The sequence below is a fragment of the Streptomyces sp. NPDC004838 genome (genome assembly GCF_053600955.1).
Genome location: NZ_JBSGAW010000015.1, coordinates 135,006 through 161,481, shown reverse-complemented (window position 1 = coordinate 161,481; position 26,476 = coordinate 135,006). Strand labels below are relative to the sequence as shown.

Genomic DNA, 26,476 nt, shown 5'->3' with positions numbered 1-26,476 from the left:
CTGGCCGCTCATAGGTTTTCGGAAGGCCCCGTTTTCATACGGCCCTCGCGGTGGACAATAAGGGCATGAGTCAGCAGGGGGAGAAGCCCACCACCGGCGAAGACGACTGGTGGAACCGGCTGTACGACGAGTCCGCCCCGGACACGGGTCCGGCGGCGAGTGCGGGGGACACGCTGGACACGCGGTTCGACTCGGCGTCCGACGCCGTGACCGGGCCGGGTCGGCGGTCGGCGCCCGAGGCGGGTCCGTCCGGCTCCGGGGCTTGGTGGGAGGCGGCCCCGGCGGACGACATCGAGGCTCCGGACGACATCCCGGGCCCCCGGACCGCGCCGGAGCCGCCCGCCGCGCGGAGCGGTCCGGCTGATCCCCGGCAGCCCGACGGCGTGGGTGCCCCGGCCCGGTCCGAACAGCCGGGCCCGGATTCCGGGCCGTCGGCGTCGGGCCTGCCCGGCGCGTCCGCCCAGTCGGCCTCCGGTCCGCCCGACGCGTCCGCCCCGCCGCTCGGGTACCGAGCGCCCGAGCCCGGACCGCCGCCTGCCTCCGCCGGGTCGCCCGCCGGTTCCGCCGACCCGCCACGGGCTTCGAGCCCGCCGGACCCGCCGCCGACCGCACCACCGACCGCGCCCGAGGCCGCCGCCCCGGAAGCCGCGCCCCAGGCCGCACCGGAAGCCGCGCCTCAAGCCGCTCCGGAAGCCCCACCTGCCGCCCCGAAGACCGCCCCGAAGACCGCACCGAACGTCCCTCCTCCGGCCCCTCCGGCGGCTCCCGCACCCCCTCCCGCGGCCCACGCGGGCCCCCCGCCGGATCGGCCGCGCACCGAGAGCGCTCCCCGCCCGGCGGCCGAGCCCGGCGCAGCCATCGGCGCGGCGCCCGCACCCGGTGCTCCCTGGGAGCCGCACCCCGCTGCCGCGCCGCCACCCGAACGGCCGGTCGCACCGCCGCCCGCACCGATGGAACCGCCCCCGACGCCGCCCCCGCCCCCGGTGCGGCCTCCACCGCGCGGAACGCCCCACGCGCCCGCGGATCCGCCGCGAGCCACCGCTCCTGCCGCCACCGTCGTCGGCGCGTCGTCCCACCCCGGTTACATCGGGGCCGGTCCGCCCACCTACGACGCCGATCCGACCGCTCTGCCGCCCGCCGACGCGGAGCGGCTGGAGGAACTCGTCGCGGACACCGTGCTCGACGGCGCGCGGTACGGCTCGTACACACTGCGCGCGGCGTCCGTACGAGGGGACTCCGCGCGCTACCGGGGAGAGCCGCGCCGGGACGCGCTGCTGACCGCCCGGTTCGGCACCGGGACCGCCGCACTCGTACTGGTGGCCGTGGCGAGTGGGGCGCGGGCCGCCGAAGGGGCGCATCTCGCCGCGGCCGACGTCTGCCGGTGGATCGGCGGAGCCGTCGGGCGCAGCCACGCGCGGCTCTCGGAGGACATCAGGGCGGGACGGCGCGGGGACCTGAAGTCAGGGCTGCACCGGCTCACCGACCGCAGCTTCGGCAAGCTGCGGGCCGCCGCCGCCGACATGGGGGTGGCTCCGCAGGAGTACACGGCGGGGCTGCGGTGTCTGCTGCTCTCCGCCGACCCCGAATGCCGTACGCGGATCTTCTTCGGCGTCGGTCCCGGCGGCCTCTTCCGGCTCAGGGACGGCGTCTGGCAGGACATCGAGCCCTCGCTTCCCGGCCCGGATTCGGTCTCCGGCGCCCCCGTCGTCGGGTACGGCTCCGCGCGGGCGGGGGACGGCGTTCCGTCAGAGACCCCCGAGGGGGACCGGCTGACCATGAACCTCGGGATCCCGACGCCCCCGTCCCCCTATATGGAGGCAGAGCCTCCGCCGGTTGCCGAACCGTTCCGCTTCCGGGCCTCCGTCGCCCGCCCCGGTGACACCCTTCTGCTCTGCGGTCCGGGGCTCGCCGACCCGATGCGCGGGGAGCCCGCCCTCGCGGGAGAACTGGCCGAGCGCTGGCGGGCCGTCGAGCCGCCGGGCCTGTCCGAGTTCCTCTCCGACGCCACACTGCGCGTGAAGGGGTACGCGGACGACCGCACGGCCGTCGGAATCTGGGAGGCGTGACCGGCACGGGCCCGATCGGCGGCGCGACGGGTACGGGCCCGATCGGCGGGCGAGCCTCCCGGGGCTGCGGGGCTGCGAGCCTCCCGGGGCCGCGGGGGGCGGCCGGGCGGCGGCTCCTTCCCGCCGTGGGGCGGACCACTGGGCGTAACGGGGAGGCGCGATCGCGCCAGGCGTGAATTGATGGAAGTTCAGGCCGTAGGCCGTCCATGCCGAGAAAGGGTGCGCATCCCATGGCCAAGCAGAACGTCGCGGAGCAGTTCGTCGACATCCTCGTCCGCGCCGGTGTCCAGCGGCTGTACGGAGTCGTCGGCGACAGCCTCAACCCCGTCGTCGACGCCATCCGCCGCAACTCCGCCATCGACTGGATCCAGGTCCGGCACGAGGAGACCGCCGCGTTCGCGGCCGGCGCCGAGGCCCAGCTCACCGGCAGGCTCGCGGCCTGCGCCGGATCCTGCGGCCCCGGCAATCTCCATCTGATCAACGGGCTCTACGACGCCCACCGCTCCATGGCCCCCGTGCTCGCCCTCGCTTCGCACATCCCCTCCAGCGAGATCGGCCTCGGCTACTTCCAGGAGACCCATCCCGATCAGCTGTTCCGGGAGTGCTCCCACTACAGCGAGCTGATCTCCAACCCCCGGCAGATGCCGCGGCTGCTCCAGACGGCGATTCAGCACGCGATCGGCCGCAGCGGCGTCAGCGTCGTCTCGCTGCCGGGGGACATCGCCGCCCAGCAGGCACCCGAGAAGTCGATCGAGCACGCGCTGGTCACCTCCCGGCCCTCCGTACGTCCGGGGGACGGCGAGATCGACAAGCTCGTCCGGATGATCGACGAGGCCGAACGGGTCACCCTCTTCTGCGGCAGCGGCACGGCGGGCGCGCACGCCGAGGTGATGGAGTTCGCGGAGCGGGTGAAGTCGCCGGTGGGACACGCACTGCGCGGAAAGGAGTGGATTCAGTACGACAATCCGTTCGATGTCGGCATGAGCGGTCTGCTCGGCTACGGCGCGGCGTACGAGGCCACCCATGAGTGCGATCTGCTGATCCTGCTCGGCACGGACTTCCCGTACAACGCCTTCCTCCCCGACGATGTGAAGATCGTGCAGATCGATGTGCGGCCCGAGCACCTCGGCCGCCGGTCCAAGCTGGATCTCGCGGTCTGGGGCGATGTGCGCGAGACGCTGCGCTGTCTCGTTCCCCGGGTACAGGAGAAGACGGACCGCAGGTTCCTCGACAAGATGCTGAAGAAGCACGCCGACGCGCTGGAGGGCGTGGTCAAGGCGTACACCCGCAAGGTGGAGAAGCACGTACCCATCCACCCGGAGTACGTCGCGTCGGTCCTCGACGAACTCGCCGACGAGGACGCCGTGTTCACCGTCGACACCGGAATGTGCAATGTGTGGGCGGCGCGCTACATCTCGCCCAACGGCCGCCGCAGGATCATCGGTTCCTTCAGCCACGGCTCGATGGCCAACGCCCTGCCCCAGGCGATCGGCGCCCAGTTCATCGACCGGAACCGGCAGGTCGTCTCGATGTCCGGCGACGGCGGATTCTCCATGCTGATGGGCGACTTCCTCACACTGGTCCAGTACGACCTCCCGGTGAAGGTGGTGCTCTTCAACAACTCCTCGCTGGGCATGGTCGAGCTGGAGATGCTCGTGTCGGGACTTCCCTCGTACGGAACCACCAACAAGAACCCCGACTTCGCGGCGATCGCGCGGGCGTCCGGGGCCTTTGGCGTACGGGTCGAGAAGCCGAGGTACCTCGCGGGCGCGCTGAAGGAGGCGTTGAAGCACAAGGGACCGGCTCTCGTCGACGTGGTCACCGACCCGAACGCGCTCTCCATCCCACCGAAGATCAGCGCCGAGATGGTGACGGGATTCGCGCTCTCCGCCAGCAAGATGGTGCTCGACGGCGGTGTCGGCCGGATGGTGCAGATGGCGCGTTCCAATCTGCGCCATGTGCCCCGGCGTTGAGACCCGGGTTGGACCCCCGGCTTGGACCCCAGGCTTGGACTCCCGGCCTTGAAGCTTCCGCCCTGAGACCGCTACTTGGACACGCCGGTCCGAAGCCGATTGCCGTGAGACGCCGACCTCCGGCAATTGGCGTAGACCACATCCGTCCGCTGGGGGAAAAATCCGGCCCCGGCGCGACTTGACCATTTCGTCATGCGTGGCGTGGGCCCGCAGGGGGCAGGGCTCTCCGTGACGGTGTCCGATACGGACAGTGGCACGCGGATAGTCGTGACAGAGGATCCGACGTAAACGGGTGGGGATGATGATAGGGCGTCAGGGAGGGGCCGGGTCCGGGACGGAAGGACACGGCCGACACGGGGGACAGCCTGGAGCGGCCCATGGAAGGGAGCGGCTGCACCGGTACATGGGGTGCGGCGATCTGAAGTCCGTGCCGGAAGTACGGCATGGACTGCGGGAGTTGCTGGGACAGTGGGGCGGCCGGGATACGGCCGACGTGGCGGAGCTGCTGGCGAGCGAACTGGTCACCAACGCCCTGATCCACACGGATCACGGCGCGGTGGTCACGGCGACCGTCGCCTCGGCCACGCTCCGGGTCGAGGTGCGGGACTTCATGGAGGGGCTGCCGGAGCCGCCGGACGGCCGTCCGGACACCGGCGCCGCCGATGTGCTCGACATTCACGGCCGGGGCCTCGCACTGGTGCAGAGCCTCGCGGACTCTTGGGGCGTACGGACGCAGAGCGCGGGCAAAGTGATCTGGTTCGAACTCAACGGCAGGCCCGCCGCCTGACCCGGCGAGTAAGCCGCCGGGCCGCGCGGGCAGGGCGCGTCGGGGGAGTCTCCCTGGCGAGTGAGAACCGAGCCACAAGAAGAAGGGGCCGGTCCGGGGTGTCCCGGACCGGCCTTCTTGGTATGCGTGCGCGTCCGGCGCTCAGCCGAACTGCTGCTCCAGGTCCTTCAGTTTCCGCTCCAGCGAGTCGAGGCGCGGCAGCGTCATCGTGTCGTCCTCGGCGGTGAGGTCGACCATCCGGGGCTCAGCGGAGGCCGGACCCTCGGCCTGACGGGAAGACATGGACCGAAGCGGCGATTGTCCGGGTTCTATGGCAGGCTCCGCTACGGATTTGGAACCCTCCGTAAGGGCCTGGGCGGAACTCCCCGAATTGCTGGAGCCGGAGCCCCCGCCGGAGGCGAGCGCCGGCAGTGCCGGCTCCCGCAGGACGCGGCCGCGGCCCCAGGCGCGGTGCTGCCGGTTCAGGGCCTTGATGCGCGCCCGCTCCAGCTTGGCCTGGTCGCGCGAGCGGACACGGTTCTCCTTCTTCGCCGCCTGGTCCTCGCGAACCTCCTCGACCGCCTCGTCCAGCGTGCGGACGCCCTCCAGGAGCATCAGCGACCAGGCGTTGAAGGTCTCACGCGGAGCCCGCAGCCACCGGACCACACGGATCTGCGGCAGTGGGCGGGGCACCAGGCCCTGCTCCCGGAGGGCGGCCCGGCGGGTCTGCTTCAGGGCGCGGTCGAAGAGGACGGCGGCCGAGAGCGACATGCCCGCGAAGAACTGCGGAGCGCCCGCGTGGTCCAGCCCGCGGGGAGCGTGGACCCAGTTGAACCAGGCGGCGGCCCCGGCGAACGTCCAGACCAGGAGGCGGGAGCCGAGGGCGGCGTCACCGTGGCTGGCCTCGCGGACGGCGAGCACCGAGCAGAACATGGCGGCACCGTCGAGGCCGAACGGGACCAGGTACTCCCAGCCCCCGGAAAGGTTCAGGTTCTGCCGGCCGAAGCCGACCAGACCGTGGAAGGAGAGAGCGGCGGCAACCGCGGCGCAGCAGAAGAGGAGTACGTAGGAAGCCGTGCCGTACAGGGCCTCCTTGCGCCGGCGGCGCTCCTCACTGCGCTCCCAGGAATCCTCGATTTCCGGCTTGCCGGCGGCCTTCTTGCCGCGCTGGAGCACAGCGATCGCGACCAGGACTCCCACGAGCATCACGCCGCCGGGAAGCAGCCAGGTAAGCGATATGTCTCTCATGTATTGGCGTCCCTTACATCTGCATCGCGGTAGGGCGTTTCGGCCGCCATAGTGACCGAAGTCCCGGCGATCCCAGGGGGTTTCGTCGCAAGAGAACGCCAATGGGGCCATACGGCATACGGATAGGTGCGTTTTACTCGAACTGCCGTACGGGCAGCGGGAGTTGCGTACGATTTATATCACCCGGACGGGGTGGCGTGACATCCGCTGCGTGACATTGGTCCCGCGATAGTGGTTTTAGACGCTCGGGAGCAGTCTCGTCACGCGGTCCGTGTCGCGGGTGCGCGGGCACGTGACGCAGGTGTCGTCCGGTCGCAGTGTATAGAACAGGCAGCAGCTCGCCCTGTCGCGGGTGGGCAGTCGCTCACCTTCGGGCCCGGTCAGGACGCGGAAGCCGGGCGCTCCGACGAACGGCTCGACCCTGCCGGGCAGTAGCTCCCGCAGCTCCGCCATGGCCCGCTCCTCCTCGCCGAGGAGGCCGCCGATGTACCAGAGGCTTTCGACGACTTCGTCCGTCACCATGCCCCACAGCGCGCGCCTGCCGCGCCGCATGCGCGGGCCGAAGCCGTCCAGGAGGGGGCCGAGATGATCGGCGACGGCCCCGCGCACCTCTTCGCGCAGTGCCTCTTCGTCCGGTACGACTCGCGCTCCGGGCAGTTGGGCGGCTGGGTCGCCCGGCAGACAGGCGAACTCCGTGACGCGGACCGTCATCCGGCCCGACGCCCGGTGGAAGGCGACCTGCCCCGGCGGCACCCTCGGCACCCGGCGGCACAGAAACCAGGGGACGGTGATCAGCAGGCAGGCGGGCCAGGCGTAGCGGTGCAGTCCGAAGGTGGCGACGACATCCGGGCGGGCCTCCTGGCCGTAGTCCCGGACGATCTGGGCCTCGTCCCAGGAGAGGTACGCGTCGAGTGCCCCGCCGCCGGCCGCCAGTTCGTCCGCGCCCGCCCAGCCGTCGCCCGCGGGCGTCCTCTCGCCCGGCTTCAGCTCCAGGACGCGCAGCGCCGGGTAGACCTCGGCGAGGCGGGCGTACGCGTCCTCGACGGGCGAGGGCGGGGCGGGCAGCAGTGCGGGCAGGGTCATTCCGGGGACCACCGAATCACGATCGTCGTCAGGTAAGGCTTACCTTACCCTGTGCGGCCGATGTTTGAACTGAGGTCCGGTCCGCCTATCGTGCACCCAGGGCCTCGGGCGCAGACATCCGGGCCCGGTACCCCCCGGCCGGAGGAGGACCCGAGTGGAGCAGGCCCCCGCGCGCGACGCCACAGCGCCGCCTCAGCCGTACGCGTCCGAGCCGCCCTCGCCGTATCCCGCCGCCCTCCAGCCCCCCGCGCCTGCCCCGGCGTACGCCGCCCGGTCCTATGCGCAGCGGCCGTACGCCTCCATGCGTCCAACGCCCGCAACGGACGCCGGCCGGTCGTCCGCACCCTCCGGTGCCCCGGTCTCCTCCCCGGTGTCGCCGGGGCGCGTCGGCGCCGGCGGCGAGCCCCGCGTACCGGAACAGGCCCGTGGCGAGCACACTCACAGCGAGCCGCCCGCGCTCTCCATACGCGAGGCGTCCGCCCCGCGCACCGTCCAGCGCCACTCGGTGCGAGGCCAGATCCTGCAAGCCCTGCGTACCGCCCTCGCCGACGGCGAGTTGGCACCCGGCGAGGTCTACTCCGCCCCCGCCCTCGCCGTGCGCTTCGGCGTCTCGGCGACCCCCGTCCGCGAGGCGATGCAGCGGCTGGCGGCCGAGGGCGCGGTGGAGGTGGTCCCCAACCGGGGCTTCCGCGTCACCGTCCGCAGCAGCCGCGAACTCGCCGAACTCGCCGAGGTCCGCGCGCTGATCGAGATCCCGGTCGTGCTCCGGCTCTCCCGTACCGTGTCCGCCGCCCGCTGGGTCGAACTGCGCCCCCTCGCGGACGCGGCGGCGGCCGTCGCGGCGACCGGGGACCGGGCCGCCTACGCCGAGAGGGACCGTGCCTTCCATCACGCCGTGCTCGCCCTGGCGGGCAACGACCAGTTGGTGGAGATCGCGGACGACCTCCACCGCCGCTCCCGGTGGCCCCTGGCGAGCGGCTCCGCCGCGTGCCGCGCCGAACTGATCGCCGACGCGTCGGAACACAAGGCGCTGCTGGACGCGTTGATCGCCCAGGATCCGGCGATCGTGCGCGCTCTGGTCGGGAAGCACTTCAGCGGCCAGTCAGGCACCTGACGCGCCCGCCGCCCGGTCCTCACGGGCAGCCGCCCTGCCCGTGGGCCTGCGTCCGTCGGGGCCGTGCTTGTCGGTCCGTTGCCCGACCTGTGCTTGTCGGTCCGCTCGTTGGTCCGTGTACGTGCCGGTCCGTGTACGTGAGCCTCTGGCCGTGGATCCCGCGCCCGTCGGCTCTCAGAGGCATCCGCACTCAGAGGCAGCCGGCACTCAGGGGCAGTCGGCTCGGAGGGACAGTCGGCACTCAGGGGCAGCCGGCTCGGAAAGACAGTCGGCCCGGACGGCATCGCGTTCACAGCATCGTCGGCGGCTCCAGATCGGTCAGCAGCGCGGCGACATGCAGTCCCGTCAGCAGATACTGTTCGAAGATCTCGTTGTGCAGCGCCCACGGTGAGCGCCGCTGCCGCACCCGGTCGATCGAGTCCGCCGCGTCCAGCCCCATCTCGACCAGGGTCTGCGCGACCACCAGACCCGACCCGTTGTACCCGGTGTAGCACCGTACGAGAACGCTGCGCCCGTCCCGTAACGCCCCGGCGCTCACCAGCGCGAGATCCCGTACGCGGTCGATCTCCCGCGCCGTCAGCGCGTCGTCGGGGATGGGGAGCATCCGGTGCTCGACACCCGCCGGCGGGCCGTGGCCCTGGCGGGTGAACAGGCTGATGACCAGGTCGAATTCATGATTCACGACCACGGGCCGCTTGCGCTCGTCACCGTCGATCCAGATATGGCCGCCCATCCAGAGGCCCCCGGTGATCTCGTCCCAGCGTGAACGCGGGTCCGGTACTTCCCCCTCCTCGCGGCGTGTTCTCACCCGCCACGCACCCCCCTCACTCTCCTCAGGCAGCGGGCTCCGATGGCTCCGCTTGCGGTGACGGGACCGTGGTGGCCAGCCGGCCGGCGAGCCACACCGGCACCCCGCCCAGCAGCCGGTACAGCCTTGTGGCCTCGGCCCGCAGCCGGGCGGCCTCCGGCTCGGGCTCGCAGTCGGCGAGGGCCGCGAGCGCCGGGGCCGCGCCGATCAGATAGCCCAGTTCGACCCGGATGCGCAGTGCTTCGGAGAAGCCGTGCCGCGCCTCCGCCAACTCCCCGTCCCGCAGGGCGAGTCCGGCCTGATGATGCCAGGTGAAGGAGAGCAGCAGCGCGTCGCCCTGCGCGGCGGCCCCGTCGTGCGCACGCCGGTAGGCGGCACGGGCCGCCTGGGGCGCGTCGGCGATGTGTTCGGCGAGCAGACCCCGGCGGAAGTCGAGCAGCGGCCGTCTCGGCGACGTGGGCGGCAACAGGGCCGCCGCCCGGCCGAGCGCGGAGCGGGCCTCGTCGGCCCGGTCGCGTACGCCCAGCTTGGTCGCGGCATAGGCCAGCCTGCCGCGTTCGCCCGCCGCGCCGCCGCGCTCCTCGTCGTCACGGGCCACGGCCTCGGCCGTACGGAGGGCGTCCTCCGCGTCGGCCCAGCCCTCGCCTGTGAACAGACACCGCTCCCCGAGCAGTCCCGCTCTTTGCAGGGCGGCCGCTGGGTCCGCCGTGAACGGAGTCAGCAGAGCCGCCGCGTCGGTCCAGCAGCCGCGCGAGCGCAGCCGCCATACCGCGGTCTGGAGCGGATCGTCACCTGCTGTGGTGCCAGAACCAGACATGGCGGTATGCGCCACTATGCCCTCCCGAGCGCGCCGTTGAGCTGTTGAGTATGGGGAATCTCAGCATGGATAGGCATGCCTGGCCAAGGGTTCTGGTGAATTAATTCACAAACTTTCATCCGTGGGCCGGATCGTGATCGTGTCCGTGGCGGGGGAGATCCACCGGGTGAGTCCGGCCGGAGAGGGGCCGCGGCACCGGGCTGTGGGGGTGCGATCCGCGTCACCGCAGGCCGCCGTGTTTCGGATCCCGGAGCGCCGTCGGCCCGTCTCGCGCGGAGCCGCCGCGACTGGCGCGCCCGCGCGCCGACGGCCTCGTGCCTGCCCGCGCGGCCGGGGCCGCGCGGGCGCGAGGAGAACGCCGCACGGCCTCCGTGACGCCCGAATCCGGTGGTGACGGCGGTCATTCGCCCGGCGCGTCCGCGCTACCGGCGAACCGGCGGTGGGGCGCGGTGGGCTGGGGCGCGGTGCCTGGCGTCGAGCCGTATCGCCCGGAAGGCCGGCCTGGGCCCGACCTCCGTCTCGGCCGGCTGAGAAGGTCCCGGACGGGGTCGCCCCGGGCCCTCCGGCCGGGTCTCATGGCTTCCCGACGGGGGCGACTTCCGGCCGCACCGGTGTGAGGCGCGGGGGCGGGGCGGTGCTCCGGGGGGTCCGGGCCCGACGCGGCTGGGAACCGGCGCGTGGTTTCTTACGGTGTCGTGGTCGGGCGGGACGTGTGTTTCCGGCCATGCGGGTGTGTGAGGTGCGATGGTGCTCTTGCGGGTCAGGCGGTCGGTTGCGGTCGCCCCGGCAATCCGGCCGGACGGACCTCACGGCCTTCCGACGGGGGCGACTTCCGGCCGCACCGGTGTGTGAGCTGCCGGGGGCGGGCGGTGCACGGCAGGTCAGGGCCCGGACGCGGCTGGGAATCGGCGCGTGCGTTTCTCACGGTGCCGGGGTCGGACGGGTCCCGCGCTTCCGGGCGCGCCGGTACGTCACACGCCGGGGTTCGGGGCGGAGCCCGCGACGGCGGCGGAGCCCCGGCGGGCACGGAAGGCCGGCGGGGCGTGGAGTCACGGCACTTCGCGGACGTCCCGGCGAGGCGGACCGCCCCGAGGTCAGCCCGTCGGCACCCGGTGGAACAGGTCAGTCCGTCGGCACCCGGTGGAACGTCGCCTCGCCCGTGACCCGGACCCCCGTCTCGTCACCCGGCGTCACCCCCACCGGCCCCGAGGTGCGTACCGTCACCGTCGCTCCCACCGCGGCGACGTCCACCAGGATCAGCGCGTCGTGGCCGTGGAAGCGGACCTCCGTCACCCGGCCCCTGGCGGCCTCCTCGTCCGTGGAAGGGACCAGCCGCAGCTGCTCGGGGCGCAGCACCACCGTGCCGTCGCCGGCCGGGGCGTCCGCGAGACGGACCGTGCCGAGCGCGGTCTTCGCCCGTGCGCCGTCCGCCGAGCCCGGCAGCAGCACCGCCTCGCCCACGAAGGAGGCGACCCAGGTGTCGGCGGGACGGGCGTACAGCTCCTGGGGTGTGCCCGACTGGACCACCCGGCCGTCGCGGATGACCGCGACCCGGTCCGCCGACGACAGCGCCTCCTCCTGGTCGTGCGTGACCAGCAGCGCCGTCGCCCCGGCCGCGCGCAGAGCGGCGCGGATGTCGGAGCGAAGGCCCGCCCGCAGACCGCTGTCGAGCGCGTTGAAGGGCTCGTCGAGGAGGACGAGCGCCGGCCGGGGCGCCAGCGCGCGGGCCAGGGCCACCCGCTGCTGCTGCCCCCCGGACAGTTCATGCGGCATCCGGTCGCCGAAGTCGCCGAGCCCGACGAGTTCCAGCATCTCGGCCGTACGGGCCCGGCGTTCGGCACGCCCCGCGCCCAGCAGTCCGAAGGCCACGTTCCGGGCCACGCTCATATGCGGGAAGAGCGCGCCTTCCTGCGCGACGATGCCCACGCCCCGCCGCTCGGGCGGCACCTGGACTCCCGGTCCGCTGACCGTGCGCCCGCCGACGACGACCTCGCCGGAGTCCGGCGCGAGAAAGCCGGCGATGACCCGGAGCAGGGTCGTCTTACCGCAGCCCGACGGCCCGAGGACCGCCGCCAGTTCGCCCTCGGGGACGGTGAGGCCGAGGCCGTCGAGCACCCGTGCGCCGCGCCCGTACGAGGTGGTCACCGCGGTCACGCGCAGTCCGGTCATGAGCGCCTTCCGAGCAGGTAGGAGGGGATCGCGGCGATCAGGACGATGGCCGCCGCGTACGGCGCGGCGCCGGCGAAGGCGCCCGCGCCGGTCTCGGTCCACAGCCGGGTGGCGAGGGTGTCCGTCCCGGTGGGGCGGAGCAGCAGCGTCGCCGGGAGTTCCTTCATGATCACGACGAAGGTGAGCGCCGCGCCCGCCCCGATGCCGGGCGCGGCCAGCGGAACGGTGATCTCGCGCAGCACCCGCAGCGGTGAGCGGCCCAGCGAGCGGGCCATGTCCTCCAGCACCGGCGGGGCCTGTAGCACGGCCGCGCGGGCCGAGGCCACGGCGACCGGCAGGAACAGGACGACGTACGCCACGATGAGGAGCGGCAGCTCCTGGTACAGGGGATAGGCGTAGCGGACGGAGAAGAACACCAGGGCGAGCCCCACGGTGATGCCCGGTACGGCGTGCCCCGCGTACACGGACTGTTCGAGCAGCCCGGCGAGCCGCCCCCGGTGACGCGCCGACAGCACGCCCACCGGCAGGGCGAGCAGGGTGGTGACGGCGGCTCCGGCCGCGGCCACCGTGACCGTGGCGAGGGTCGCGGACCACAGGTTCTCCGGGTCCCAGCCGGAGTTGCCGACCGTCAGCCAGTAGCCGAGGGTCGCGAGGGGGAAGGCGACGGCCGCCGCCGCGACCGCGCCGCACCAGGCGAGCGCGGGCACGGTCCACCGGCCGAGCCGGAGCGTGGCGGCGGGGCGGGCCGAGCCCCGGCCCGTGCGGGCGTGTCCGGCGCGGCCACGGGTGCGGTTCTCCGCCAGTACGAGGAGCACGGTCATCGCCACCAGCACACAGCCGAGCACTGCAGCCGGGGTGCGGTCGAAACTGGCCTGGTACGAGGAGTGGATGGCGCGGGTGAAGGTGTCGTACCGGGTGATCGACACCGATCCGAAGTCGGAGAGCACGTACAGCGCGACGAGGATCGCGCCCCCGGCCGCCGCGGGCCGCACCTGGGGAAGGGTGATCCGCAGGAAGGCGCGGAACGGCCCGTTCCCCAGGGACCGCGCCGCCTCCTCCTGCGCCGGGTCGATCCCGCGCAGGGTCGCCGCCACCGGCAGGAAGACATAGGGGAAACAGGCGAAGGTGAGGGTGATCGCCGCGCCGGGCAGCCCCGCCAGCGACGGCGCGGCCGAGATCCAGGTGAAGGCGGCGACATAGCTGGGCACGGCCAGCGGCAGGGTCGCCAGCACGGCCCAGACCCGACGGCCCGGCAGGTCGGTGCGGACGGTCAGCCAGGCCAGCGAGACGCCGATCACCAGACAGCCGGCGACGACGATCGCGGTCAGACCGAGGCTGCGGCCGAGCAGTTCGAGGGTGCGCGGCTCGGAGACGATGTCCCACGCGTAGCCCCAGCCGTGCTCCATGGCGCGTACGCCGAGATAGCCGAGCGGCAGCAGCGCGATGAGCGCCGCCGCCGTGGCGGGGAGCAGCAGAACGAGCGGGGGCCGACGCCGACCGGCCGCCGCGCGGGGCGCGGCAGCCGGGGTGCCCACGGACGGTGGACTTTTCGTGCTCATACGGGTGTCTCTGAACGGTCTCTACGGGTTCTCCGCGCGACCGGTCAGACCATCCCTGCTTCCTTGAGCATCTCCAGAGTCTGCTGGAGGGACTCCAGCTTCCCGAGGTCGATCTCCGGGGCGTCGAGGGAGTCGAGCGCCGGGAGGTCCTTCACCGACGAGGTGACGCCGGCCGCGAGCGGGTACTCCTTGGTCTCGTCGGCGAAGTACGTCTGCGCCTCGCTGGAGAGCAGGAACTCGACGGCCTTCTCGGCGGCGGCGCTCTGGCCGCCGTTCTTCAGGACGCCGACGCCGGCCGCGTTGATCAGCGCGCCCGAGTCGCCGCCGGGCAGGAAGTGGATCTTCGCGGTGAGCTTGTCGGCGCCGACCTCGGCGGCCTTCTCGTACCAGTAGTAGTGGTTGATCAGTCCGAGGGAGACCTCACCGGAGTCCACGGCGTCGAGGACCGCGCCGTTCTTCTCGTACGGCTTGGCTCCGTTCGCCTTGAAGTCCTTGAGCCACTTCAGGGTGGCGTCCTCGCCCTCCAGCACGCGCATGCCGGTGACGAACGCCTGGAAGGAGGCGTTGGTGGGCGCGTAGCCGACCTTGCCCTTCCACTCGGGCTTCGTCAGGTCCTTGACGGTGTCCGGGGCCTTCGGGGCCTTCGTCGGGTTGTACGCGATGACGCGGGCCCGGCCGGAGACGCCGACCCAGTCGCCCTCGCCGCCGCGGTAGGCCGCGTCCACCTTGTCGAGGGACTTCTGGGGGAGCTTCGCGAGCACCTTGGCCTGGGAGAGCGCGCCGAGCGCGCCGGCGTCCTGGGAGAAGAACAGGCCCGCCTTCGTGCGGTCGCCCTCCTCCAGGATCTGGGCGGCCAGCTCGGCGCTGTCGCCGTAGCGGACCTGGACCTTGGTGCCGGTCGCCGTCTCCAGCTTCTCGACGAGCGGGGAGATCAGCTTCTCGTTGCGGCCGGAGTAGATCACGAGTTCGTCAGCGCTCTCCGCCTTGGAGTCGCCCTTCGCCTTCTCGTCCTTCTTGTCGTCCGAACCGCCGCAGGCGGCGAGGACGGGGATGAGCAGCGCGGATATGGCGAGTGCGGTGCCGCGGCGGACGAGCGGACGTCGCATGTGAGCCTCCTGAACAACCCGCGGGGCTCGGGGGAACCGGTTGCGGGGAACAAATACGGACGCCCTAATAAATATGGTGAGGCTTGCCTAACTGTCAATTCCGGGTCAAGTGCGGGTCAATTTCATGTCCAAGTCGTTATCGACCGATAGGGCGCGGACGGGTCGGGGCGTGGTAAATCGCGGAGTCCTGCGGGCGCCGGGAGGAGAGAGGGGAGGAAACGGCTGGAAGGGGGTGAAGGAGCACGGGAGGGGGTGTGGTCGTCGTATCGGGCGCGGCCGAGCCGCGCGGTGTTGAACGGGCGGAGGGTCGCAGAGCCGCGTGGTGTTGAACGGGCGGAGGGTCGCAGAGCCGCGCGGTGTTGAACGGAGGTGCGCCCGACGGAGGCGTCGAACGCGGGAGCACCCGACGGAAGGTGTTGTTCGGTCGGCTCATCCGGAGCGCTGGCGGTCAGCTCATCCGGAGCGCCAGGAAGAAGTCCAGCTTGTCCTCGAGCCGGGCCAGATCGCGGCCGGTGAGCTGCTCGATCCGGCCCACCCGGTACCGCAGCGTGTTCACATGCAGATGCAGCCGGGCCGCGCACCGCGTCCAGGAGCCGTCGGACTCGAGGAACGCCTCCAGCGTCGGGATCAGCTCGGCGCGGTGGCGGCGGTCGTACTCCCGGAGCGGGTCGAGGAGCCTCGCCGTGAACGCGCGGCGCACATCGTCGGGGACGAAGGGCAGCAGCAGCACATGGGACGCCAGCTCGTGGTGTCCGGCGGCGCAGACCCGGCCGGGGCGTGCCGCGGCGACCCGGCGCGCGTGGCGGGCCTCCTCCAGCGCGCCGCGCAGGCCCTCCGCCGAGCTGACCGCGGCGCTGACCCCGAGGGTGAGCCGCCCGTCGTCGCCGAGTCCGGCCGACAGCGGGCCGCGTACCGCCTTCAGGAGCGCGTCCGCGTGGAGGCCGTCCTCCGTGGCGGGCGTGTCCCCGGTGGGCGGCAGAGCCGACAGCGGTACGAGGGCGATCGCCTCACCGCCCGCGTGGGCGACGGCGATCCGGTCCGAGGAGTCGGGACCGGCCGCGGGCTGGCCGGCGAGAATCTCCTCCAGTAGGGACTGGGCGACCGGCCCGGCCTCGAACGCCGGGGCGTCCCGGCCCTCGGCCGCGCCCCACTCGACCCGCGCGACCACGACCTGCCAGTGCGGCGCGTTGCCGACCCCCGGCAGCAGGACCGGAGCGGCGACCCGCAGCCGGGCGGCGATCTCCGCGGGCGCGGCGCCCGTCTGGACCAGTTCGAGGACCTCCTGGGCGAGGCGTCTGCGTACCGTGCGGGCCGCGTCACGCCGGTCCCGTTCCACGGCGATCAGCTGAGTGACGCCCTGGAGCAGGTCGAGACGGGCGGCGGGCCAGTCGCCCGCGTCCGCCTCCACCGCGAGCAGCCAGTCCGACAGCACACCCTCACGCGGATCGCGGGAATCCGTCGCGCCGTTGAGATCGGCGTTCCGGATCGGGAAGAGCGAGTACACGGTCTTCTCCACCGTCGCGCGGTACGGCCCGCGCCGCCCGCCACGGGTGGCCGCCAGATGCTCACCCGCGAGCGCGGCGCTCACCCGGTCCGGCAGACGCACTCCGGGACCGGCGATACGGCGCCCGGTGGGGGAGAGCACCCAGGCGCGAAGATCGAGGTCGGAGCAGAGGAGGTCCAGGACGGCCTCCGGTCCGCCGCCCGCGGGACCCGACGTCATCAGCCGCCGGTGCCGGTCCACGACCGCGGCCAGATCACCGGCCCGCTCGCCCGAGACCCGACGTACGACATACTCGGTGATCGTTGCGAACGCAACGGATTCGCCGACTGCGAACAGTGGCATCTGATGGCGAGAACACGCCGCCACCAGATCCTCCGGAACACTGCCGAGTTCCGCCTCGCCCGCCGCGAGCCCCGCGACCTGCGCGCCCGCGAGAATCCGTACGAACGGCTCCGAGTCCTCGGGCGAGCGCCGCCAGGCGAGGCCGGTCAGCACCAGCTCGCCGCCCGAGAGATAGCGGCTCGGGTCACGCAGGTCGGTGGTCATCACCCCGCGCACCCCGCGCTCCAGCTCATCCCCGCCGGCGAGCAGCCGCAGCCCCAGCGCATCGTTCTCCAGCAGTGCGCGCAGCCGCATTTCGTCGCCGCCGATCTGTCTCGTTCTGTCGTGTCGCAGCCGGTGGCGCATGGCCACGGTTTCCATGGGAGAACAGTGGAGTCACCGGTCTCCGCATTTCGGCATTTCGTCTGAATCTACAAGACGGGGGAGGAGACCAGCCAACTCCTTCATGGTTTCGGTGGCTGCACCGGCCGGAGCACACCAGGTGTACTTGACCGGCATGGCGTGAACTGGACAGGAACAGGTGCGTGAACCGGCGCGGACGGCATTCCGTGCGCGGGAACGGTCCGACGGGACCGACGGAGTCGCGCCGGCCGGGAACCCGGCCGGAGACGCAGCGAGGAGAGAGAGCCGCCCATGGAGTTCCTTCGCCCCGCCGACTGGGACGAGGCGCTCGCCGCCAAGGCCGAGCACCCCGCCGCCGTGCCCATCGCGGGCGGCACCGATGTGATGGTCGAGATCAACTTCGACCACCGGCGGCCCGAGTACCTCATGGACCTGAACCGCATCGGCGAGCTGAGCGAATGGGAGACCGGCGAGAAGACCGTCCGGCTGGGGGCCTCCGTCCCCTACACGGCGATCATGGAGAACCTCCGGGCCGAGCTGCCCGGACTGGCCCTCGCCTCGCACACCGTCGCCTCCCCGCAGATCCGCAACCGCGGCGGCGTGGGCGGCAACCTCGGCACCGCGTCCCCGGCCGGCGACGCCCACCCCGCGCTGCTCGCCGCGGGCGCCGAGGTCGAGGTCGCCTCGGTGCGCGGCAGCCGCCGCATCCCCATCGACGCCTTCTACACCGGGGTCAAACGGAACGCGCTGGCGCCCGACGAGCTGATCCGGGCCGTGCACATCGACAAGGCCGACGGGCCGCAGCAGTACTCCAAAGTGGGCACCCGCAACGCCATGGTGATCGCGGTCTGCGCCTTCGGACTGGCGCTGCACCCGAGGACCCGCACGGTACGGACCGGCATCGGCTCCGCCGCGCCCACACCCGTACGGGCGAAGGCCGCCGAGGAATTCCTGAACGCGGCGCTCGACGAGGACGGGTACTGGGAGAGCGGGAAGGCCATCACGCCGTCCATCGCCGGGCAGTTCGCGCGGCTCGCCGCCGCCGGCTGCCGTCCGATCGACGACGTCCGGGGCACGGCGGGCTACCGCCGCCACGCGGTCGGCGTCATGGCCCGCCGCACGCTGGCGTGGACCTGGGAGTCCTACCGCGGCGAAGTCCGCACGACCGGGGGAGCCCTCTGATGCGTGTCACCTTCACGGTCAACGGCCGCCTGCGGGAGGCCGACGACGTGTGGGAGGGCGAGAGCCTTCTCCATGTGCTGCGGGAACGCCTGGGCCTGCCGGGGTCCAAGAACGCGTGCGAGCAGGGCGAGTGCGGCTCCTGCACCGTCCGACTCGACGGTGTCCCGGTCTGCGCCTGCCTTGTCGCCGCGGGCCAGGCCGAGGGGCGCGAGGTCATGACGGTCGAGGGCCTCGCCGACCATGCCCGGCGGCGCGCCGCGGGCCGCTCCGCCGGGGCCCGCGGGACCCCGTTCCCGGACGCCCGGCGGTCGAGCGCCGCCGCCACCGACGCCGATGCCGCCCTCGGCGCCACCGCCGACACGGGCACGGATCCGGGTCCGGTGCCGACTCCGGGTACGGCGGCTTCCGCGGCCACCGGAACCGGTGCGCCCACCGAAACCGGCGCGACCACCAGGGGCGGCACGCCCACCGGGGACGGCGTCACGCTCTCCCCGATCCAGCGGGCGTTCATCGACGCCGGAGCCGTCCAGTGCGGCTTCTGCACCCCCGGCCTGCTCGTCGCCGCGGACGAACTGCTGGAGCGCGAGACCGGCCCCTCCGACGCCGACATCCGCGAGGCGCTCTCCGGCAACCTCTGCCGCTGCACCGGCTACGAGAAGATCCTCGACGCGGTCCGCCTCGCGGCCGCACGCCAGGAAGGAGCCGGCTGATGGCCCCCACAGGCGCCGCGGGCTCCCCGGCCGGCACCCCCACAGGCATCACCCAGGGCTCCGGCACCAGAGGCGGCATCGGCGAGTCCACGCTCCGCCCCGACGGAATCCTCAAGGTCACCGGAGAGTTCGCGTACTCCTCCGACATGTGGCACGAGGACATGCTCTGGGGCCATACGCTCCGCTCCACCGTCGCCCATGCCGAGATCCGGTCCATCGACGTCTCCGAAGCCCTCGCGACCCCCGGCGTCCACGCGGTGCTGACCCATGACGACCTTCCCGCGCCCGTGACGTACTACGGACTGGAGATACGGGACACTCCCGCGCTCGCCCACGGCAAGGTCCGCCACCACGGCGAACCCGTCGCCGTCGTCGCCGCCGACCACCCGGAGACCGCACGCCGCGCGGCGGCGAGGATCCGCGTCGACTACGCCGAACTGCCGCTGATCACCGACGAGGCGTCCGCCACCGCGCCCGGCGCGGTCCTCGTCCACGAGAACCGTTCCGACCACCACAGCGGCCATGTGCCGCACCCCAACATCGTGCACCGCCAGCCCATCGTGCGCGGCGACGCCGCACGGGCCGCCCGGCGCGCCGATGTGATCGTCAGGGGTGAGTACGTCTTCGGCATGCAGGACCAGGCGTTCCTCGGCCCCGAGTCCGGGCTCGCCGTCCCCGCCGACGACGGCGGAGTGGAGCTGTACGTGGCCACCCAGTGGCTGCACTCCGACCTCCGCCAGATCGCGCCCGTGCTCGGCCTGCCCGAGGACAAGGTGCGCATGACGCTCTCCGGCGTCGGCGGCGCGTTCGGCGGACGCGAGGACCTGTCGATGCAGATCCACGCCTGCCTCCTCGCCCTGCGCACCGGCAGACCCGTCAAGATGGTCTACAACCGGTTCGAGTCCTTCTTCGGCCATGTCCACCGCCACCCCGCGAAGCTCTTCTACGAGCACGGCGCGACCCGCGACGGCAAGCTGACCCACATCAGGTGCCGCATCGTCCTGGACGGCGGCGCGTACGCCTCCTCCTCCCCGGCCGTCGTCGGCAACGCGTCCTCGCTGAGCGTCGGCCCGTACGCCGTCGACGACGTCGACATCGAGGCCCTCGCGCTCTACACCAACAATCCGCCCTGCGGCGCGATGCGCGGCTTCGGCGCGGTCCAGGCGTGCTTCGCGTACGAGGCCCAGATGGACAAGGTCGCCGCGGCACTCGGCATGGATCCGGTCGAGTTCCGGCGGCTGAACGCCATGGAAGAGGGCACGATCATGCCCACGGGCCAGCGCGTCGACTCCCCGGCCCCCGTCGCCGAACTGCTGCGCCGCGTCAAGGCACGCCCGCTGCCGCCCGAGCGCCAGTGGGAGGCGGCGGGCCGCCCGGCCGATGTGCGCGCCCTGCCGGGCGGGCTCTCGAACACCACACACGGCGAAGGCGTCGTCCGGGGCGTCGGCTACGCCGTCGGCATCAAGAACGTCGGCTTCTCCGAGGGATTTGACGACTACTCCACCGCCCGGGTGCGCGTGGAGGCCGTCGGCGGGATCCCGGTGGCGACCGTGCACACAGCGATGGCCGAGGTCGGACAGGGCGGCGTCACCGTCCACGCCCAGATCGCCCGTACCGAACTGGGCGTCACCCAGGTCACCATCCAGCCCGCGGACACCACGATCGGCTCGGCGGGCTCCACCTCCGCGTCCCGGCAGACGTACGTCACCGGAGGCGCGGTCAAGAGCGCCTGCGAGGCCGTCCGCGCGAAGGTCCTGGAGATGGGCCGCCGCAAGTTCGGCACCTACCACCCCGCGTGGGCCACCGCCGAACTGCTACTCGAAGACGGCAAGGTCGTCACCGACGGCGGGGAGGCGCTCGCCGATCTCGCCGATGTGCTGGAGGACGAGGCGGTCGAGGCCGAAGTGGAGTGGCGGCACCGGCCGACGCAGGCGCTGGACCGGGTCACCGGACAGGGCGACGGCCATGTCCAGTACTCCTTCGCCGCCCACCGGGCGGTCGTCGAGGTGGACATCGAACTGGGCCTGGTGAAGGTGGTCGAACTGGCCTGTGCACAGGATGTCGGCAAGGCGCTCAATCCGCAGTCCGTCGTCGGCCAGATCCAGGGCGGCACCACACAGGGGCTGGGCGTCGCCGTCATGGAGGAGATCATCGTCGACCCGGAGACCGCCAAGGTGCGCAATCCGTCCTTCACCGACTATCTGATCCCCACGATCCTCGACACCCCGGCGATCCCCGTCGACGTGCTCGAACTCGCCGACGACCACGCGCCGTACGGGCTCCGAGGCGTCGGCGAAGCCCCCACCCTGTCGTCGACCCCGGCGGTCCTCGCGGCGATCCGGAACGCCACGGGCCTCGAGCTGAACCGGACCCCGGTCCGCCCCGAGCACCTGACCGGCACATGGTGAGGAGACCGGCATGCTGGACATCGCCGAGGAGCTGAACCGGTGGGTCGGACAGGGCCGCCGGTTCGCCGTCGCGACCGTGGTGGCCGTCGGCGGCAGCGCGCCCCGGCAGGCGGGCGCGGCCCTGGCCGTGGACGGCGACGGCACGGCGATCGGATCGGTCTCAGGGGGGTGCGTGGAGGGCGCGGTGTACGAGCTGTGCCGCCAGGCGCTCGAAGACGGCCGGACCGTGCTGGAGAGCTTCGGCTACAGCGACGAGGACGCGTTCGCCGTGGGCCTGACGTGCGGAGGCGTGATCGATGTCCTCGTGACTCCGCTGCCCGCGCGGGCAGCCGCCGCGCCGGGCGTGGATACGCCGGATCCTGTCGTGCCGGGTGCGGATGTGCCCGATGTCGGCATGCCGGGTGTGGATGTGCCCGGCGTCGGCATGCCGGGTGTGGATGTGCCCGGCGTCGGCGTGCCTGACGAAGGCGTGCCCGGTGCCGGTGCGCCGGATCCGCCCGCGCCGACCGGAGGCGTCGAGGCGCTCGGCCGTGGCCCCGGCGCTGTGCCGGACCGTGCACCCGGCCCCGCGCCGGCAGCCACCGTGCCGCGTACGGCCGCCGAGTCGCCGCCGGTCGCCGCCCCGGCCGGACACCGCGAAGTGCTCGCCGCCGCCCTCGCCGCCGCCGCGCGGGGCGAGGCGGCCGCCCTGGCCAGGATCGTCGCGGGGCCGGACAGGCTGCTGGGCCGCGCCCTTCTCGTACGCCCGGACGGCTCGTACGACGGCACCCTCGGCGGACGTCCGGCACTGGACCGGACGGCCGCGGCCGAGGCCGGGGCGCTGCTCCACACGGGCCGTACCGGCACGGTCGTCCTCGGCGAGGACGGCGGCCGCTGCGGCAGTCCGCTGACGCTGCTGGTGGAGTCCAGCGTTCCGCCGCCGCGCATGATCGTCTTCGGCGCGGTCGACTTCGCGTCGGCCCTGGTGAAGGCGGGCAGATTCCTCGGGCACCATGTCACCGTGTGCGACGCCCGTCCCGTCTTCGCCACCAGGGCCCGCTTCCCCGAGGCCGACGAGATCGTCGTGGACTGGCCGCACCGCTATCTCCAGGGCACACGGGTCGACTCCCGTACGGCCTTGTGCGTGCTCACCCACGACCCCAAGTTCGATGTACCCCTCCTCGAACTGGCCCTGCGGCTGCCCGTCGCCTATGTCGGCGCGATGGGATCCCGCCGTACGCACGAGGACCGCGAGCGGCGGCTGCGCGAGGCCGGGGTCGGCGAGCGAGAACTGGCCAGGCTGCACAGTCCCATCGGCCTCGACCTCGGAGCCCGTACGCCCGAGGAGACGGCCCTCTCGATCGCCGCGGAGATCGTCGCCGACCGGCGCGGCGGCAGCGGGGTCCCCCTGTCGGGCGCGCGGATCCCGATCCACCACGACGTCCCGGCCGGGCACGACACTCCGGACCACCACCACACCCCGGCCGGGCACGACACTCCGGACCACCACCACACCCCGGCCGGGCACGACACTCCGGACCACCACCACACCCCAGTCGGGCACGACACTGCGATCCAGCACGACACCCCGGCCGGGCACGACGGCGGGGGACGCCCCACGGGCCGGATCGGGTCCGGTGTCTGACACGGGAAAACCGGTTGCCGGACCCGGCTCGGACGTTGTCTCATGGCCGGGTCGACCAGACACACGTGTGAATGACGCACGCCCTGTAGGTGTTGGAGAGTGGTGCTTGTATGGACCGGTCCGCGCGGAACCGTTCTCGCGACAGAGGAGCGAACTCCGCGCCAGCGGTATGAACTCCCCTGATGCGAGACGGCGTCGAGAGCTGACCCCGTACCCGCGCATCACTCAGGAGTCGTGTCCACCATGTCACGCAACAGATCCCGGCGCGCCCGCACCGAGGCACGCGCCGAGTCCTTCCGCTGCCTCAACTGCGGTCTCGACGTCTCGATGACCGCCGCCGGCACCGGACACCGCAACCACTGTCCGACCTGTCTGTGGAGCCGTCACCTCGACGACACCCCCGGCGACCGGGCGGCCGACTGCGGAGCCCGGATGGAACCTCTCGCCATCTCCGTACGCGGGGACGGCGAATGGGTGATCGTCCACCGCTGCACCGGCTGCGGCGTGCTCCACGCCAACCGCACGGCGGGCGACGACAACGCCCTTCCGCTGACCAGGCTCGCGGTACGCCCGCTGGCACAGCCGCCGTTCCCGCTGGAGCGCCTCGCCGCGCTCTGAGCCCGTGACGGCAGACCCCGGATACCGCGACCGCCGCCCCGGACGGCGGTCGCGGGATCTTTGGCACGGGCGACGGCGACCGGGCGGCGGTTCAGCCGCCGACGGTCTCGTCCGGCCGCTGTTCCGCGGCTCGCTCCCACTCCATCGTGACGGTCAGATTGGCGTCGACGGAGCCCTTGGTGATGAGGGCGATGAGACCGCCCGTCTCCACCCCCACCTGGCAGCCGAACTCCACCGTGAGCCGGTGCGGCTGTGCTCTGCGGAGTGCCGAGGTCACCCCTTCGGCGAAGGCGCCCAGCGCGCCCGTGACCTGTTCGAGGTCGAAGTCGAGGAGGCCGGCCTCCTCCTCGCTCTGCTCGCTGTGCCAGTCCGCCCCACCGGGCCGCGCCGTCCGCGGTCCCACACCGACCGCCTGCACCATCAACCGTGTGCCGTCCGGCAGTTGAATCGCCGTGAGAACATCGTCACCGGCCATCGGATCCCCCCTAGTGTGTCCGTGAATGTGCGGCAGGGTAGCGGGTCGTCGCACCCGCTGTACGCACCGGGCAGCCGGGGGCGTCGGGGGCGTCGGGAGCGTCGCGGCCGAGGTCAGTCGCGCCGCCTCGCCACCACCAGCCGGCAGCGCGGGCTCCCGTCCGCGAGCCGACCCAGCTCCTCCATCGGCCGAAGCTCCACCGTGAACCCGGTCCGCGTGAGCTCCTCGCGAACCTCGGAGAGGGGGAAGGTGCGGTAGTACATGACGAACGCGGGCCGCCACAGCAGATTCCGTACGCGCATGACCGCGTCGAATCCCCACAGCGTCCAGTAGTCGCGCGAGCCGACCCGAGGGGGAGCGGGCAGCGGGAAGGCGAAGACCCCGCCGGGGCGCAGGGAACGGTGGATCTGGGCGAACAGGGCCGGGCGCTCGTGGGGCAGGAAGTGGCCGAACGCGCCGAAGCTCACGGCCAGATCGAAGGCCGGGGCGAACGGCAGGGCGCGGGCGTCGGCCCGTACCCAGGTGACGGCGGGCGACATCGGGACGCCAGGCGACATCGGGCCGCCGGGCAGGGACTCGGCCGTCGCTCTCGCCTCGGCGAGCATGCCCGCGCTGAAGTCGACGCCCGTGACCCGCTCGTCGCACAGCTGCCGCAGCACTCCGACGCCCGCCCCGGTGCCGCAGCAGACGTCCAGCCCGGACCGGAACGGTCCGAGCGGCCGGACGGCCCGGACGAACGGGTCGAGGAGCCGGTCCGGGGTGCGGAACGGGGTCTGGTCGAACTTGGGCGCCAGCAGGTCGTAGCCGTGCTCGACGGAGGAGAGCGCCTGCTCGGACAGCTCTCGGAAAGTGGGGCCGGTTGAGGTGAACATCACCTTCACAGTACCGGCACACCCGCCCCGGGGGTTGAACATCACCTCACCAGAATCCGTACTCGGTGAGGGTCCCTGCGCACCGTGAGGGCCACGACAGGCAGGCAGGGAGGCAGATTTCATGGCCGGCGGCAATGTCACCGCTCTTTTCCGCGCGTCCACGGCGCACAGCCCCTCGTACGCGATGCTCAACCAGGCGGGCGGCGGGCAGGCCGGGGAGATCACCGACTTCTGCGTCCCGCGCAATCCGTACTTCCCGACCCCGGCGATGTTCGACGAGCTGAGCGGGCGGCTGCGGGAGATCCTCACCTCCTACCCGAGCGGCGCGGACGCCGTCACGGCCGAGCTGTGCCAGGTGCTCGGGCTCAATCCACAGACCGTCGCCATGGGCAACGGCTCCACCGAGCTGATCACCTGGATCGATCATCTGCTGGTACGTGAATCGCTGGCAGTCCCGGTGCCGACGTTCGGGCGGTGGACGGAGCAGCCGATGGAGACCGGCAAGCGGGTCGACATGCTGCTGCTGCCGGAGGCGCACGGATTCGCGCTCGACCCGGCGTCGTTCGTACGGTTCGTCAGGAGCCGGGGCTCGCGGGTGGCCGTGATCTGCAACCCGAACAACCCCGACGGCGGCTTTCTGCCCCAGCAGAAGGTCATCGCCCTCCTCGACGAGCTACGGGATCTGGATCTCGTCGTCGTGGACGAGTCGTTCCTGGAGTTCGCGGACGCGGAGCCCGAGCCGAGCGTCGCGGCCGAGGCCGTGCTGCGGACGAATGTGATCGTGCTGCGCAGTCTGGGCGAGAACTTCGGACTGCACGGAGTCCGCTTCGGCTACCTCGTGTCGAACCCGGCGCTCGCCGCGAAGGTGCGGGCCGCGCTGCCCAAGTGGAATATCAACTCCTTCGCCGAGACCGTGGTGTTCATGCTGCGCGAGCACCGCCGGGAGTACGCGCGGAGCCTCCGGCAGGCGCGCCGGGACCGGCAGGAGATGATGTGGCGGCTCTCCCAGCTGCCGGGGCTGACCGTCTACCCCTCGCAGGGGAACTTTCTGTACGTACGCCTGCCGGAGGGCGTCGACGGGATCGTCCTGCGCGACAGACTGCTCGCCGAGCACGGGGTGCTGGTGCGGGAGTGCGGTGACAAGGTGGGCAGTTCGAGCCGGTTCCTGCGGCTGGTGGTCAGGCCGCAGGAGGATGTGGTGCGGCTGATCTCGGCGATGGAGCAGGTGCTGTACGGGCGGAGTGTCCAGATGCCCGAGCCGCCTCCCCAGCCGATGGCGCCGATGCTCTCGGAGGCGTCCGTGGACTCCGCGCCGTCGGTCCAGCCTCCGTTCTCGCCTTCGGCGCGGAGCGTGCAGCAGCAGCACCATCCGGGAAACCGTCCGCAGGCGGTGCCGATGCTGGCGCTGGCGCAGGAGCCCGCCCAGACGCAGGGGCCTGCCCAGACGCAGGGGCCGGCCTCCGTGGGGACCCATGCCGCGCAATTCGTGCATTCCGTGCAGGTGGCGCAGGCCGCGGAGAACGGGCCGTCCGCGGGGGCAGGGCACTTTCCGCCGGGGGCCGCGCGGGCTGTCGCCATGGTCCCCGGCTACACCTCGGGGACGGCGGCGGTCGACCGCCTCGTCGCCGGGGCGTGAGGCGACGGCCCGCGCAGCCGCCGACGCGCCGGGCCGGGCCGGTTCACGCAGTGC

The 26,476-nt window shown here is 72.6% G+C and carries 20 protein-coding genes; 10 read left to right on the top strand and 10 right to left on the bottom strand.

Features of this window, described 5'->3' with window-relative positions:
- Nucleotides 1–65: 65 nt before the first annotated feature.
- From ACWEFL_RS19115 to ACWEFL_RS19105, 3 genes are all read left to right on the top strand, one after another.
- The gene (locus ACWEFL_RS19115) at nucleotides 66–2,066 is read left to right on the top strand and encodes a protein phosphatase 2C domain-containing protein (protein ID WP_451713753.1); all 2,001 of its coding nucleotides are present in this window, start codon (nucleotides 66–68) and stop codon (nucleotides 2,064–2,066) included.
- Nucleotides 2,067–2,296: 230 nt separating this feature from the next.
- On the top strand, nucleotides 2,297–4,039 hold the full coding sequence (locus tag ACWEFL_RS19110) for a pyruvate dehydrogenase (protein WP_451713750.1): 1,743 nt from the start codon (nucleotides 2,297–2,299) through the stop codon (nucleotides 4,037–4,039).
- 427 nt (nucleotides 4,040–4,466) lie between these two features.
- The gene (locus tag ACWEFL_RS19105) at nucleotides 4,467–4,826 is read left to right on the top strand and encodes an ATP-binding protein (protein ID WP_451713747.1); all 360 of its coding nucleotides are present in this window, start codon (nucleotides 4,467–4,469) and stop codon (nucleotides 4,824–4,826) included.
- Between the two features lie 141 nt (nucleotides 4,827–4,967).
- Here the strand turns inward: ACWEFL_RS19105 and ACWEFL_RS19100 are convergent, their stop codons facing one another.
- Together ACWEFL_RS19100 and ACWEFL_RS19095 are read right to left on the bottom strand one after the other, a co-directional pair.
- Nucleotides 4,968–6,053 carry a DUF2637 domain-containing protein gene (locus ACWEFL_RS19100; RefSeq protein WP_451713746.1) on the bottom strand — a complete coding sequence of 362 codons (1,086 nt, stop codon included), beginning with the start codon at nucleotides 6,051–6,053 and terminating at the stop codon, nucleotides 4,968–4,970.
- 237 nt (nucleotides 6,054–6,290) lie between these two features.
- Nucleotides 6,291–7,136 (bottom strand): (2Fe-2S)-binding protein, encoded by an 846-nt coding sequence (locus ACWEFL_RS19095; RefSeq protein WP_451713831.1) that lies wholly within the window; start codon nucleotides 7,134–7,136, stop codon nucleotides 6,291–6,293.
- Nucleotides 7,137–7,437: 301 nt separating this feature from the next.
- Between ACWEFL_RS19095 and ACWEFL_RS19090 the strand changes: the two genes are divergently transcribed.
- Entirely contained in the window at nucleotides 7,438–8,250 is an 813-nt protein-coding gene (locus ACWEFL_RS19090; protein WP_451713828.1) for a GntR family transcriptional regulator, read from the top strand.
- Between the two features lie 289 nt (nucleotides 8,251–8,539).
- On the opposite strand, the gene ACWEFL_RS19085 is transcribed toward ACWEFL_RS19090, so the two are convergent.
- The 6 genes from ACWEFL_RS19085 to ACWEFL_RS19060 form a co-directional block, all read right to left on the bottom strand.
- Nucleotides 8,540–9,058, bottom strand: a complete 519-nt coding sequence (locus tag ACWEFL_RS19085; RefSeq protein WP_451713744.1) for a protein-tyrosine phosphatase family protein — start codon at nucleotides 9,056–9,058, stop codon at nucleotides 8,540–8,542.
- A gap of 25 nt (nucleotides 9,059–9,083) precedes the next feature.
- Nucleotides 9,084–9,875 carry a hypothetical protein gene (locus ACWEFL_RS19080; RefSeq protein ID WP_451713742.1) on the bottom strand — a complete coding sequence of 264 codons (792 nt, stop codon included), beginning with the start codon at nucleotides 9,873–9,875 and terminating at the stop codon, nucleotides 9,084–9,086.
- Between the two features lie 1,122 nt (nucleotides 9,876–10,997).
- Nucleotides 10,998–12,044, bottom strand: coding sequence for an ABC transporter ATP-binding protein (locus ACWEFL_RS19075; RefSeq protein ID WP_451713739.1), 1,047 nt, complete (start codon nucleotides 12,042–12,044; stop codon nucleotides 10,998–11,000).
- Entirely contained in the window at nucleotides 12,041–13,603 is a 1,563-nt protein-coding gene (locus ACWEFL_RS19070) for an ABC transporter permease (protein ID WP_451713736.1), read from the bottom strand. Before ACWEFL_RS19070 ends, ACWEFL_RS19075 begins: the two co-directional genes overlap by 4 nt.
- Before the next feature lie 44 nt (nucleotides 13,604–13,647).
- Entirely contained in the window at nucleotides 13,648–14,709 is a 1,062-nt protein-coding gene (locus tag ACWEFL_RS19065; RefSeq protein ID WP_451713734.1) for an iron ABC transporter substrate-binding protein, read from the bottom strand.
- 448 nt (nucleotides 14,710–15,157) lie between these two features.
- Nucleotides 15,158–16,849 (bottom strand): PucR family transcriptional regulator, encoded by a 1,692-nt coding sequence (locus ACWEFL_RS19060; RefSeq protein ID WP_451713826.1) that lies wholly within the window; start codon nucleotides 16,847–16,849, stop codon nucleotides 15,158–15,160.
- 339 nt (nucleotides 16,850–17,188) lie between these two features.
- On the opposite strand from ACWEFL_RS19060, the gene ACWEFL_RS19055 reads away from it, so the two are divergent.
- The 5 genes from ACWEFL_RS19055 (at nucleotide 17,189) to ACWEFL_RS19035 (ending at nucleotide 23,439) form a co-directional block, all read left to right on the top strand.
- Nucleotides 17,189–18,079: an FAD binding domain-containing protein gene (locus ACWEFL_RS19055; RefSeq protein ID WP_451713732.1), complete on the top strand. Its 891-nt coding sequence runs from the start codon at nucleotides 17,189–17,191 to the stop codon at nucleotides 18,077–18,079.
- A complete protein-coding gene (locus ACWEFL_RS19050; protein ID WP_451713729.1) occupies nucleotides 18,079–18,789 on the top strand; it encodes a (2Fe-2S)-binding protein in 711 nt (236 codons plus the stop codon). Before ACWEFL_RS19055 ends, ACWEFL_RS19050 begins: the two co-directional genes overlap by 1 nt.
- The gene (gene pucD, locus ACWEFL_RS19045) at nucleotides 18,789–21,197 is read left to right on the top strand and encodes a xanthine dehydrogenase subunit D (RefSeq protein WP_451713727.1); all 2,409 of its coding nucleotides are present in this window, start codon (nucleotides 18,789–18,791) and stop codon (nucleotides 21,195–21,197) included. Before ACWEFL_RS19050 ends, pucD begins: the two co-directional genes overlap by 1 nt.
- Before the next feature lie 10 nt (nucleotides 21,198–21,207).
- A complete protein-coding gene (locus tag ACWEFL_RS19040; RefSeq protein WP_451713724.1) occupies nucleotides 21,208–22,821 on the top strand; it encodes an XdhC family protein in 1,614 nt (537 codons plus the stop codon).
- Nucleotides 22,822–23,064: 243 nt separating this feature from the next.
- Nucleotides 23,065–23,439, top strand: coding sequence for an RNHCP domain-containing protein (locus ACWEFL_RS19035; RefSeq protein WP_451713722.1), 375 nt, complete (start codon nucleotides 23,065–23,067; stop codon nucleotides 23,437–23,439).
- Between the two features lie 91 nt (nucleotides 23,440–23,530).
- Here the strand turns inward: ACWEFL_RS19035 and ACWEFL_RS19030 are convergent, their stop codons facing one another.
- On the bottom strand, nucleotides 23,531–23,914 hold the full coding sequence (locus ACWEFL_RS19030) for a CU044_2847 family protein (RefSeq protein WP_451713720.1): 384 nt from the start codon (nucleotides 23,912–23,914) through the stop codon (nucleotides 23,531–23,533).
- Nucleotides 23,915–24,027: 113 nt separating this feature from the next.
- Nucleotides 24,028–24,786, bottom strand: a complete 759-nt coding sequence (locus ACWEFL_RS19025) for a class I SAM-dependent methyltransferase (protein WP_451713718.1) — start codon at nucleotides 24,784–24,786, stop codon at nucleotides 24,028–24,030.
- Nucleotides 24,787–24,907: 121 nt separating this feature from the next.
- On the opposite strand from ACWEFL_RS19025, the gene ACWEFL_RS19020 reads away from it, so the two are divergent.
- The gene (locus ACWEFL_RS19020) at nucleotides 24,908–26,422 is read left to right on the top strand and encodes a pyridoxal phosphate-dependent aminotransferase (RefSeq protein WP_451713716.1); all 1,515 of its coding nucleotides are present in this window, start codon (nucleotides 24,908–24,910) and stop codon (nucleotides 26,420–26,422) included.
- The last annotated feature ends 54 nt before the right edge of the window (nucleotides 26,423–26,476 follow it).

Excerpts from the sequence above, each read along its gene's own strand:
- ACWEFL_RS19090 (WP_451713828.1), top strand. The coding sequence starts at position 7,438 with ATGCGTCCAACGCCCGCAACGGACGCCGGCCGGTCGTCCGCACCCTCC.
- ACWEFL_RS19035 (WP_451713722.1), top strand. The coding sequence starts at position 23,065 with ATGTCACGCAACAGATCCCGGCGCGCCCGCACCGAGGCACGCGCCGAG.
- ACWEFL_RS19040 (WP_451713724.1), top strand. The coding sequence starts at position 21,208 with ATGCTGGACATCGCCGAGGAGCTGAACCGGTGGGTCGGACAGGGCCGC.
- ACWEFL_RS19115 (WP_451713753.1), top strand. The coding sequence starts at position 66 with ATGAGTCAGCAGGGGGAGAAGCCCACCACCGGCGAAGACGACTGGTGG.
- pucD (WP_451713727.1), top strand. The coding sequence starts at position 18,789 with ATGGCCCCCACAGGCGCCGCGGGCTCCCCGGCCGGCACCCCCACAGGC.
- ACWEFL_RS19080 (WP_451713742.1), bottom strand. The coding sequence starts at position 9,875 with ATGTCTGGTTCTGGCACCACAGCAGGTGACGATCCGCTCCAGACCGCG.
- ACWEFL_RS19070 (WP_451713736.1), bottom strand. The coding sequence starts at position 13,603 with ATGAGCACGAAAAGTCCACCGTCCGTGGGCACCCCGGCTGCCGCGCCC.
- ACWEFL_RS19050 (WP_451713729.1), top strand. The coding sequence starts at position 18,079 with ATGCGTGTCACCTTCACGGTCAACGGCCGCCTGCGGGAGGCCGACGAC.
- ACWEFL_RS19075 (WP_451713739.1), bottom strand. The coding sequence starts at position 12,044 with ATGACCGGACTGCGCGTGACCGCGGTGACCACCTCGTACGGGCGCGGC.
- ACWEFL_RS19110 (WP_451713750.1), top strand. The coding sequence starts at position 2,297 with ATGGCCAAGCAGAACGTCGCGGAGCAGTTCGTCGACATCCTCGTCCGC.
- ACWEFL_RS19030 (WP_451713720.1), bottom strand. The coding sequence starts at position 23,914 with ATGGCCGGTGACGATGTTCTCACGGCGATTCAACTGCCGGACGGCACA.
- ACWEFL_RS19065 (WP_451713734.1), bottom strand. The coding sequence starts at position 14,709 with ATGCGACGTCCGCTCGTCCGCCGCGGCACCGCACTCGCCATATCCGCG.
- ACWEFL_RS19055 (WP_451713732.1), top strand. The coding sequence starts at position 17,189 with ATGGAGTTCCTTCGCCCCGCCGACTGGGACGAGGCGCTCGCCGCCAAG.
- ACWEFL_RS19095 (WP_451713831.1), bottom strand. The coding sequence starts at position 7,136 with ATGACCCTGCCCGCACTGCTGCCCGCCCCGCCCTCGCCCGTCGAGGAC.
- ACWEFL_RS19060 (WP_451713826.1), bottom strand. The coding sequence starts at position 16,849 with ATGCGGCTGCGCGCACTGCTGGAGAACGATGCGCTGGGGCTGCGGCTG.
- ACWEFL_RS19020 (WP_451713716.1), top strand. The coding sequence starts at position 24,908 with ATGGCCGGCGGCAATGTCACCGCTCTTTTCCGCGCGTCCACGGCGCAC.
- ACWEFL_RS19025 (WP_451713718.1), bottom strand. The coding sequence starts at position 24,786 with ATGTTCACCTCAACCGGCCCCACTTTCCGAGAGCTGTCCGAGCAGGCG.
- ACWEFL_RS19100 (WP_451713746.1), bottom strand. The coding sequence starts at position 6,053 with ATGAGAGACATATCGCTTACCTGGCTGCTTCCCGGCGGCGTGATGCTC.